General features: G+C 57.3%; 10 protein-coding genes. 5 read left to right on the top strand and 5 right to left on the bottom strand.

The genetic code is table 11. The annotated features are described in order from the left end of the window. Nucleotides 1-208 precede the first annotated feature (208 nt). The 4 genes from A3730_RS09935 to A3730_RS09950 form a co-directional block, all read right to left on the bottom strand. Nucleotides 209-973, bottom strand: coding sequence for an SDR family oxidoreductase (locus A3730_RS09935; protein ID WP_063519524.1), 765 nt, complete (start codon nt 971-973; stop codon nt 209-211). A 154-nt stretch (nt 974-1,127) separates the two neighbouring features. Continuing rightward, nucleotides 1,128-2,174 (bottom strand): phosphotransferase family protein, encoded by a 1,047-nt coding sequence (locus A3730_RS09940; protein ID WP_063519525.1) that lies wholly within the window; start codon nt 2,172-2,174, stop codon nt 1,128-1,130. Between the two features lie 82 nt (nt 2,175-2,256). Continuing rightward, on the bottom strand, nt 2,257-3,465 hold the full coding sequence (locus tag A3730_RS09945) for an acyl-CoA dehydrogenase family protein (protein WP_063519526.1): 1,209 nt from the start codon (nt 3,463-3,465) through the stop codon (nt 2,257-2,259). 84 nt (nt 3,466-3,549) lie between these two features. Further along, a complete protein-coding gene (locus tag A3730_RS09950) occupies nt 3,550-4,227 on the bottom strand; it encodes a histidine phosphatase family protein (protein ID WP_063519527.1) in 678 nt (225 codons plus the stop codon). Nucleotides 4,228-4,397: 170 nt separating this feature from the next. Between A3730_RS09950 and A3730_RS09955 the strand changes: the two genes are divergently transcribed. Next, the gene (locus A3730_RS09955; protein ID WP_063519528.1) at nt 4,398-5,168 is read left to right on the top strand and encodes an enoyl-CoA hydratase/isomerase family protein; all 771 of its coding nucleotides are present in this window, start codon (nt 4,398-4,400) and stop codon (nt 5,166-5,168) included. Nucleotides 5,169-5,274: 106 nt separating this feature from the next. On the opposite strand, the gene A3730_RS09960 is transcribed toward A3730_RS09955, so the two are convergent. Next, entirely contained in the window at nt 5,275-5,898 is a 624-nt protein-coding gene (locus A3730_RS09960) for a TetR/AcrR family transcriptional regulator (protein WP_063519529.1), read from the bottom strand. Between the two features lie 305 nt (nt 5,899-6,203). On the opposite strand from A3730_RS09960, the gene A3730_RS09965 reads away from it, so the two are divergent. From A3730_RS09965 to A3730_RS09980, 4 genes are all read left to right on the top strand, one after another. Beyond that, the gene (locus A3730_RS09965; protein ID WP_063521348.1) at nt 6,204-6,674 is read left to right on the top strand and encodes a MaoC family dehydratase; all 471 of its coding nucleotides are present in this window, start codon (nt 6,204-6,206) and stop codon (nt 6,672-6,674) included. Nucleotides 6,675-6,874: 200 nt separating this feature from the next. Further along, on the top strand, nt 6,875-7,795 hold the full coding sequence (locus tag A3730_RS09970; RefSeq protein ID WP_063521349.1) for an SDR family oxidoreductase: 921 nt from the start codon (nt 6,875-6,877) through the stop codon (nt 7,793-7,795). Nucleotides 7,796-7,910: 115 nt separating this feature from the next. After that, a complete protein-coding gene (locus A3730_RS09975; protein ID WP_063538007.1) occupies nt 7,911-9,113 on the top strand; it encodes an acetyl-CoA C-acyltransferase in 1,203 nt (400 codons plus the stop codon). Nucleotides 9,114-9,823: 710 nt separating this feature from the next. Continuing rightward, a partial coding sequence (locus A3730_RS09980; RefSeq protein ID WP_063538009.1) for a DUF1302 domain-containing protein occupies nt 9,824-11,094 on the top strand: 1,271 nt, incomplete at its 3' end.

The raw sequence follows: 11,094 nt of genomic DNA on the forward strand, positions 1-11,094 counted from the left end.
CGGAGCAAGCGTTGGGCAGGGGTCTATCAGGCTTATCTGGATCGAGGGCTGGCAACTACCCAAGCGTTAGTCATCCTGGCGCGCAAACTGGTTCGTATCGCCTTCGCGCTTATGAAAAATGGCACCGACTATCAGCCGGCCCCTGCCTCATGAAGACTGGGGTGGACAACATAGAATCTCCTACAGCGGTTTGATAGCAACGTTAGTGTTAAATGGTAAAGCCACCATCAACCACAACACACTCGCCGGTCACGAAGCTGGAGGCATCGGAAACCAGATAGAGAACTGTGCCGGCCATTTCCTTGGGTTCCGCGTGGCGGCCCATGGGGATCTGGCTGAGAGCCTGTTTGTAGATGTCTTCGTTGGTGAACAGGGCACCGGCGAACTTGGTTTTGGTCAGGCCCGGCAGCAAGGCATTCACACGCACGTTGAACTGTGCACATTCCTTGGCGAAAGACTTGGTCATGCTGATCACGGCCGCTTTGGAGATGGAATACACGCCCTGGCCTTCACCCGGGGTAAGACCATTCACCGAGGCAGTATTGACGATGGCACCACCACCGTGCTCGCGCATCAACTTAGCCCCCTCTACGGACATGTAGAAATAGCCACGCAGGTTCACGTCGACCGTCTTGTCAAAAGCATCCACCGGGGTATCCAGGATGTGGCCGAAGTACGGGTTCGCGGCAGCGTTATTCACAAGAATGTCCAGCTTGCCGTGCACTTCGCGGATATGGGAAAACACCGCTTCGATCTGCGCCAGTTCGCCCACATGGCAGGCAAACGCTTCCGCGCTGCCGCCATCGGCCTTGATGGCATCCGCCACCGCCTGGCAGCCATCAATTTTTCGGCTGGACACAATCACATGGGCGCCCTGCTCTGCCAGCAGACGGGCAATTTCTTCACCAATACCCCGGCTAGCGCCGGTCACCAGGGCAATTTTGCCCTCAAGATTAAAAAGGCTCGTGCTCATTACTACTCTCCCGATTGAAATTGACGCAGCACGCTTCAGATAACACACGGCAACACGAATCGGAGCCAGGCCAAACGTCCAGCCCTGACACTGCGCTGCAAATTCTATTCTTGATTTACCGTGTTGCCTGTTGCGTGCAACGTGAAGCGGCCTTTTATGCCCCTTCGTTAATAATCTGCATGGCCATGGAAGCCAGCGGTTCTACCAGCGCCCCCACTTCGGCGGCCTGTTTGTTGGATGCATTACCGTCTTCAGCCCGTTTCGCCACACCCTGACAGATAGCAGCAAGACGGAAAAAACTGAATGCCAGATAGAATTCCCAGTTGTCGATATGGGAAATACCCCGGCGTTCGCAGTACATGGCCACGTATTCTTTCTCGCTGGGAATACCCAGCTCGGTACGGTCCTTACCTTGCAGGCCAGCCATCTTGGCGCCGCGCTGCGGCATCCGCATCCCCATGCACTGGTAAGCCAGATCTGCCAGTGGGTGACCCAGTGTGGACAATTCCCAGTCCAGTACTGCAATGACTTCGGGCTTGCCGGGGTGCCACATCATGTTGTCCAGGCGGTAATCCCCGTGCACCAGAGACACCTGGCCATCATCCTCGGGCTGGCTGGCCTGCAACCACTCGATCAGCGAATCCATTGCAGGGATTTCCTGCAACTTGGACGCTTCGTATTGTTGGGTCCAGCGGCCCAGCTGGCGCTCAAAATAATTGCCCGGCTTGCCGTAATCCGTCAGGCCGACGGCTTCCAGGTCCACACTGTGCAAGGCTGCCAGCACCCGGTTCATTTCCGAATACATCTGCGCACGCACCGCATTGCCTGTATCGCCCTCACCCGCCTCGGGAAGGGCTGCACTCCACAAAATGCGGCCTTCACAGAACTCCATCACGTAAAACATGGAGCCGATAACATCGCGGTCTTCACACAGGTGCAGCACATTGGGCACCGGTACATCGGTGTCTTTCAATGCGGCCATAACACGAAATTCGCGATCGACCGCATGGGCGGACTTGAGCAGTTTGCCCGGCGGCTGGCGACGCAGCACATAGGAGCCGGAGGCGGCAGTGATCTTGAAGGTGGGGTTGGACTGGCCCCCCTCGAACTTGTCGGCTTGGACAGGACCTTTGAAGCCATCAATGTGTTGTTCAAGGTATTCAGCCAGTTTCTGCGTATCCAGTGTATCCACCTGGGACATGGAGCTCTCCTGTTCTTCTCTGTTCTGCTGCGCAAATAGCAAAGCCCGGAGCGGGTTTAACGCTCCGGGCCAGCACCCGAAATCAGGCGAATTGTTTAGCCATGTTCCGACCCAGCTGCATCATGTGCACCTGGTCCGGGCCATCGGCCAGACGCAGGGTGCGCGCATAGCTAAAGAAGTTAACCAGCGGCGTATCCTGGCTCAGGCCCACAGCACCGTGGATCTGAATCGCCCGATCGATGACATTTAACGCCATATTCGGGGCAATCACCTTGATCATAGCGATCAAATCCTTGGCGTCTTTGTTACCTGCACGGTCCATGGCGTCTGCCGCTTTCAGCGTCAGCAGCCGGGCCTGCTCGATTTCGCAGTAGGATTTGGCAATATCTTCACGCACGGAGCCCTGCTTGCTCATGGGTGCACCAAACACCTCCCGTTGGTTTACCCGTTTGCACATTAGCTCGAAGGCTTCCTGGGCAGCACCGATCAGGCGCATGCAGTGATGAATCCGACCCGGGCCAAGGCGGCCCTGTGCGATTTCAAAGCCACGGCCTTCACCAAGAATCATATTGGCCTTGGGCACACGCACATTATCGAAAATAACCTCCGCGTGGCCTTCCGGTGCATCGTTGTAACCAAACACCTGCATCGGGCGAACAATATTGACGCCGGGGGTATTGGTGGGCACCAGAATCTGCGACTGCTGCTGATGCCGGTTGGGGTTGTCCGGGCTGCTCTTGCCCATCACGATCATGATTTCACAGGTCTTGCGCATAGCCCCACTGATATAGAACTTGCGGCCATTGATCACGTAGTCATCACCGTCTTCGGTGATCCGCGTTTCAATGTTGGTAGCATCGGAGGACGCCACTTCCGGTTCGGTCATGGCAAAGGCACTACGAATCCGGCCTTCCAGCAACGGCTGCAGCCACGCCTTTTTCTGGGCTTCGTTGCCGTACTTGGCCAGCACTTCCATATTGCCGGTATCCGGAGCCGCGCAGTTGAACGCCTCGGAAGCAATACGGCTGCGGCCCATTTCCTCGGCCAGGGGCGCATATTCCAGGTTGCTCAGGCCGGCACTGTATTCCCCGTACTCCTTGGGCAAGAACAGGTTCCACAGACCTTTGGCTTTGGCTTTTTCCTTCAGCTCATCCATGATCGGCGGGGTTTCCCACGGGCTTTTTTCCAACTGCTCGTGGTACAACCCTTCCACCGGGCGAATTTCGGTGTTGATGAAATCGCGCACCTGGGCGATCAATGTCTGCATTTTTTCTGTGTACTGAAAATCCATGAAACTCTCCCATTGAAAAATGCGGCACGCAGCACGCCTCACGCTACAGGCAAAGGCGCCATCAAGGGTGCTGAATGTCTTTCTTTAATAATAAGTAATCGCCTCGAAACGGTCCGGGCGATCCAGATGCGGCACGTTATTGAAACTGGCCATGCGCACCACCTTTTGATTGAAGAAACCGTGGCTCACGCTGCTGTTGCGGATCTGCAGGTTCAACTCCACCACGGCGTCATCCGACGCACCCAGAACGTGCCTGATAAACATAGCCATGGCACCGCCGGAGCTGACAATCAGCACCCGGTCCTTGTCGCTGTATTGCCGTTGGATATGCTCGCGAGCGGCAGCCACCCGGCCGGAGAAGCCCTGCCAGGTTTCTGGCAAATCACCGGTCAAGGTGTCCATGCGCCAGTGTTTCATGGCGGTCTTCAGCGCCTTGTAGAAAGCCGCGACCGGGGCGCCCTCACCGGGCACCTGATCCGGGTGCTGGGTGAGATAGGCATCCACCAGCGACTGGAAATCGAATTCGTTAAGCCCCGGCTGAATGTCTTCAGGCAAGGCCACACCCAGGCCTTCGCAAATGCCGGCGCCGGTTTCCCGGTGGCGTACCAGATTTCCGCACACCAGGGCATCAAAGCCCATATCCCGTTCGGCAAAATACTCGCCCAGCCAGCGTGCCTGCTGGTGACCCAGTTCGGAAAGGCGATCGTAATTATCGGTGCCGAACGACGCTTGCCCGTGGCGGACAAGATAAAACTGGGTCATGCGCGAATCCTCTGAGCTGAAAAGCGATGGGACCAGCCTAGATCAGGGCCATTAGTTAGTGAAATTGATATTTTGCATCCCGCTAAATAAATTTCATGCATCCATGCATGGCTATTATTTGGAACACTGTTCCGATATTGTCCATGGTTTTCCCTTTCCGGAGATGCGCCATGACGGAGCTGACACTGACCAGCGGATTTATTCAAACCCGCGAGCACAACGCCGTTCTACACGTCACCCTGGATCGCGCCGACAAGCTCAACGCGCTCAATGTGGCAATGTATGAAGACCTCACCGCAGCGGTACAACACCTGGCCGCACGGGATGACCTGAATGCGCTGCTCATTACCGCCAACGGCCGCAGCTACTGCGCGGGCAACGACATCAAGGATTTTTTGCAAGCCGACCCGGCCAGCCGTGATGAGGGAAAACTGAGCCCGGCCATGATTCTCGTCCATGCCCTTATGGCCCTGGATAAACCGATCATCATGGCGGTACAGGGCAACGCCACCGGTATTGGCACCACCATGTTGCTGCACGCGGATCTGGTGATCGCCGCCGATGACGCCCGCTTCCACACCGCCTTCATTAACCTGGGGCTGGTGCCCGAAGCCGGCTCCAGCCTGATACTCCCCGCCCTGATTGGCCGCCAGAACGCCAACCGCTTGCTGCTGGCCGGCGATACGTTTAGCGCAGAGGAAGCCGAACGAATGGGGCTGATTGCCTATAGAACCGGGGTGGATGAGCTGGCTTCAGAAGCACTGGCGCTGGCGCAGAGGCTGGCAGAGAAAACTCCCGCGGCCATCGCCCTGACCAAACAGCTGACACGCCTGAGCGACGCCGCCATCAAGGCGCAGATAGAAAAGGAAAGTGTGTTGTTTGCGCAAAGGATGTTCAGTGAGGATACCCGGGAGCGCTTCGCGGGCTTCATGAAAAAATAACCTGCCGGGACGCTTTTTGATCGCGCAGTGGCCGCCCGATATTACGGGCGGTGAGAGCCCGGGAAAGGCATCGCGGGTTTTCCCTGCCAGTAGAGGAAACCCGCGATTATTTCATCACCCCGCGCAGCGCCACCTGCACCACTTCGTTGACCAGCTCGGCCAGCTGCTCGGCCGTTTCCCCTTCGCGATGGTGGTACCAGTTGATCACCGAGTTCATTGCCCCGAATACCGGCTTGATCGACACCCTGGGGCGGCTGGCCTGCATCGTGCCGTTACTCATCCCCTCTTCCAGCACCGCCATGAACATCGCCTCACACTGGCTACGGCGGGACTGCAAATCGGTTAGCTGATCCCGCTGCTCGGCAGTGGTGCTGTTACGCAAGACCATTTGCACCGCTTCCGAGACAGTGCGCTGATAAGGCTGGGTACGAATCAGGGTATGCACATAGCGGCGCGCCATTTCCGTAAACCGCTCTGGGGCAGGCAGGTCGGATGCTGCCACCGGCTCCAGTTCTTCAAACAGGGCATCCATGGCGCGATGATGGATCTCGAAGAACAGCTCGGCCTTGGAGCTGAAATAGTGGTACACCATCCCCTTGGTGGCAGAAAGGCGACGGGCAATATCGTCAATGCTGGTCGCATTGAACCCCCGCTCCATAAAACACAACGCCGCCGCGTCAAGAATCGCTTCACGGGGTTCGTTTACCAGTGCTTCATTCGGATTCGCCATACGCTTCCTTCCTCTCACCCTTAACCTTTATGCGCCCTTCACCCTCCGGGCATGCTGACTTGGGGCGCCCTGCAACCGGCTTTCTCTTTGCTTTTCAGCTCCCGGGACGGTTTGCGGCCGAAGTCTGACACAAGTTCCGAAGCGCACCATTGACCGCACAGCAAGCCGTGACGGATTTCCCGCCCTAGATGGCGCTTTTGACCCTTTACGGCTGATTACGCCGCTCGCATACTGACTCTTTTTAAAATAACGTTTTGAAATTTGGCCTCGGTGGGCATTGTCCGGGCCAGCAACGGGAGAGCACCATGAGCAAACCGCAAATCAGCCTCGACGATCTGCAGGCAAACGTTGGTAAAAACGTTGGCGAATCCCAGTGGCGCACCGTCGATCAGCAACGCATTGATGGCTTTGCCGAGTTGACCGAAGACCCCCAGTGGATCCACACCGACCCGGAGCGGGCCGCCAAGGAAAGCCCTTTCGGTGCCACCATCGCCCACGGCTTTTTGTCTTTGTCACTGCTGTCGGCCATGGCCATCGATGTACTGCCCACCATCAAGGGCCAGGTCATGGGCATCAACTACGGCTTCGACAAAGTGCGCTTCATGAACCCGGTGCGCGAAGGCAGCAAGATACGCGGCTCGTTCACCCTGCTGGAAGTCAAACAGCGCTCCGATAATGAATGGCAACTTCGCCACGGTGTGCAAGTCGAGATCGAAGGGCAGGAAAAGCCCGCCTTGATTGCGGAATGGTTGAGCCTGGCAATAATTCCGAGTTAAAAGTTTAAAGTTTAAAAACGCGATAGAGCACTGCACCAAGATGAAAGTCGTTACCCGCGGCCATGCTCTGGAGAGGTAAAAAATTCAGCAAATCACTGTCTGTTTCGCGGCTTCAGGGCCTGTCATTTGGCAATACCATTACTCGCGTTTCAACTTTGAACTTTTCACTTTCAACTCAAAAAGCATTCAGAGAGATACCCATGACAATCCGTTTTGATAATCAGGTGGCCATCGTCACCGGCGCGGGCAACGGCCTGGGTAAATCCCACGCCCTGGAACTGGCCAAACTCGGCGCCAAGGTGGTCGTCAATGATTTCGGCGGTGCCCGCGATGGCAGCGGCGGTTCCAGTGAAGCCGCAGAACAGGTTGTTGCCGAAATCAAGGCCGCCGGGGGCGACGCCATTGCCAACGGGGCAGACGTTTCCGATGAGACCCAGGTCGAAGCCATGGTCAAGCAGGCCATCGACACCTGGGGCCGCATTGATGTGCTGATCAACAACGCCGGCATCCTTCGCGACAAAAGCTTCGTGAAAATGACCCAGGACGACTGGGACAAGGTCGTGGCCGTGCACCTTACCGGCTCGGAAATTTGCAGCAAGGCCGTATGGCCGATCATGCGCGATCAGGGCTACGGCCGTATCGTGATGACTACCTCCACCTCCGGCCTGTACGGCAACTTTGGCCAGGCCAACTACGGCGCCGCCAAAATGGCCGTGGCCGGGCTGATGAATACCCTGTGCCTGGAAGGTGAAAAATACGACATCAAGGTAAACTGCATCGCCCCCACCGCCGCCACCCGCATGACCGAAGACCTGATGCCCCCGGAAGTGCTCGCCATGCTGGAGCCCAGGGAAATCACCCCGGCCGTGCTGTTTCTGGCAAGTACGCAAGCCCCCACCCATCGCATTCTGCTGGCCGGCGCCGGTTGCTACGCCATGGTCCGCCTGATGGAAAGCCAAGGCGTTTACCTGAATGACGACGAGCGTAATGTGGATGGCGTGGCCGCCCACTTCGAGCAAATCGGCAACATGGACAACGCCAGCGAAATGATGACCGGCGGCGACCATGTCACCAAGATTCTGACCATGGCCGCCAAAGCCAAGGGCATCAAGCTGGGTTAACAAAACACGTAGGAGCTTGCTTGCAAGCGAACCCGCACCGCGAAAAGCGATTCGGCTGCAAGCAGCCTCCTACAGCACAAACATCTAAGGCCGAACATACCTCAGGAGAGTGACCATGAGAGAAGCCGTAATCGTATCCACCGCCCGAACCCCCATTGGCAAAGCCTACCGCGGTGCCTTCAACGACACTCAGGCCCAGGCCCTGGGCGGCCACGCCATCAAACACGCCGTTGAACGTGCCGGCATCGACCCGGCCACCATTCAGGACGTGATCATGGGTGCTGCGCTGCAGCAAGGCAGCACCGGCGGCAACGTGGCCCGCCAGGCCGCCCTGCGCGCCGGCCTGCCCACCAGTGTGTCCGGCATGAGCATGGACCGTCAGTGCGCCTCCGGCCTGATGGCCATTGCCACCGCCGCCAAGGAAATCATCGTCGACAACATGGACGTGGCCGTGGCCGGTGGCCTGGAATCCATCTCCCTGGTGCAGAACGACAAGATGAACACCTTCCGCGCCGCCGACCCATGGCTGAAAGAAAACCGCCCTGACATCTACATGTCCATGCTGGAAACCGCCGAAATCGTCGCCGACCGTTATAACGTGTCCCGCGACAGCCAGGACGAATACGCCTTCCAGTCACAAATGCGCACCGCTGCTGCCCAGGAAGCCGGCAAGTTTGATGACGAAATCGCGCCCATGCCCAGCATCATGAAAGTGATGAACAAAGAGACCAAGGAAATTTCCGACGTGGAAGTGACCCTGGAAAAGGACGAAGGCAACCGCCCGCAAACCACCCTGGAAGGGCTGCAATCGCTGCAGCCCGTATTCAAGGGTGGCCAGCAGGTGCAGCAAGGCGGCTTCATCACCGCCGGCAACGCCTCCCAGCTGTCTGACGGCGCCAGTGCCTGTGTGCTGATGGACAGCAAGGAAGCCGAGCGACTGGGCCTGCAACCGCTGGGCGCCTACCGTGGCATGGCAGTGGCCGGTTGTGACCCTGACGAAATGGGCATCGGCCCGGTGTATGCCGTGCCAAAACTGCTCAAGCGCTTTGGCCTGACGGTTGATGACATCGGCCTCTGGGAGCTGAACGAAGCGTTCGCCAGCCAGTGCCTGTACAGCCGGGACAAGCTCGGCATCGACCCGGAAAAATACAACGTCAACGGCGGCGCCATCTCCATCGGCCACCCCTACGGTATGTCCGGTGCCCGCATGACCGGCCACGCCCTGATCGAAGGCAAGCGCCGCGGTGTGAAGTACGTGGTCGTCACCATGTGCATCGGTGGCGGCATGGGTGCTGCTGGCCTGTTCGAAGTGTTCTAGACGGAATCGCGCTGATTCTGTTTCCCCTTGGGGGCACCGTCTGGTGCCCCCTTTTTTTGGTTCATCGCGTACTGGCGTGGATAACACGGTTCTCGACGTCGGATTGGCTTATCGGCGAATACCTGGCACTTTGCCACACCCTCGATGCCGGGTGCCTGACGTCAAACCCCATCACCTGATGTCGCTGTCGTTATTACGGTATCTCTCGCAAGCCATGGGCAGTGACATGACGCCATCAACCAGAATTCCACCTTTGCTCAGCAGGGAACTGCCTCACAATCATTAAAAAATGTGTCCAGAAACAAAAAAAGTCACCAAAAACGAAACATCCTTTTGCTTGTTACCTGGGGTAACGAACCACGTTCGAAAGTAAACCCATATCATGATTATGTTTCCTTTCGCCTATTTTCAGACCGACTTACTGGTACGTTTTCCCCAAAATAAGCCCGTAACCTTCATCTTAAACCGCTTCCCCACCGATTTTTGCCACTTTAGTCGTCTTGACCACATACCAAGCGGTATGTATGAATTAAGCATGACCGATCGGTTTTCGGAATCGTGATTCAAAAAAATAACGACGAAATCCGCAGAGTCAGAAATACAACGCCCGAAGGGACCGGGCGAGTTTCACAAGTGCGCTACAACAACGTTCACAACAACAAACGGAATGTCTGCCCGGTTCATCCCCGGAGCAGTGGGAGAGCAAAATAATGCGAAGCAAAGCAATCGCTGTCGGCTACAGCAGCGTCCTGGCCCTGGGCCTGCTGTCAGCCGCCGCCCCGGCCATGGCCGGCGGTGAATACAAGTTCAACGATGACTTCAGTGCCAAATGGAACCTGAAGGCCTCCGTGGGCGCCATCTCCCGGATGGAATCTGCCAGCAAGGAAAACCTGTTCGCCGGTGATACCCCCGGTGGTACCGCAGGATCGGCGGTTTCCGATGACGGCAACCTGAACTATGACGGCGGCGAAGTGGTTTCCTCCGTGGTCAAAGCCATCGGTGACTTCAACCTGCAATACAAGAACTACGGCCTCTTCGTACAGGCCAAGACCTGGTACGACTACACCCAGAAGGAAGGCTATGTTCCCCAGGGCAACTACCCCAATGGGTTCCAGGGCGGCAAGCTGAGCGACGACGGTTTCCATCGTAATTCCCAGTTCCAGGGCGCGACCTTCCAGCAGGTCTTTGCCCACGGCACCTTCCAGGTGAACGAACAGCCATTGAAAGTAGCAGCGGGCCGTAAATTGCTCCTGTGGGGCCGTAGCCTCTATTCACGCGGCTCCTTCAGCTCACTGAATGCGGTCGACCTGGCCGCATTGCACCGCCCCGGGTCGGAATACACGGAATTCCTGACGCCCTCCGGCATGGTCACCGTGGATTACAACTTCACTGACCGCCTGAGCATGAAGTCCTTCTATCAGTATGAATGGCGTGCGGCAAACCTGGACGGTTGCGGGACCTTTTTCTCAACCCTGGACAACACCGCACTGGGCTGTGATGCCACCTTCTCCAGCTCCGCCGTCATTCCGAACCAGGATGCCTACAACGCCGGTGCCTACATTCCCCGCAGGGATGAAAATGAACCCAAGGACGGCGGTCAGTACGGCCTGAAGTTTGACTACGCGTTCCCGGAATCCAAGGCCAAGATCGGCACCTACTTCTTCAATTATCACAGCCGACTGCCTTACTACTCGGTGACCAAGGAAGACAGCCCGCTCCCCCAGGGTATCACCGCGGGCAACGATATCGCCTACTTCTATGAATACCCGGAAGACATTCAGGTATTCGGCCTCACCGCCGACAAGACCTTTGAAGGCGTGGGCAACCTGGCGCTCAACCTGAGCTACCTGCCGGACATGCCGATCCAGATCAATACCCCTGACCTGACCACGGCTCGCGTACTGGAGGCCAACGGCGTTCCCGCTGCGGCAGCTTCCGGGCTCGCGACCATTCCGCAGGGCACCATCGACTACGTCTACAA

The sequence above is a fragment of the Alcanivorax sp. HI0044 genome (genome assembly GCF_001634945.1).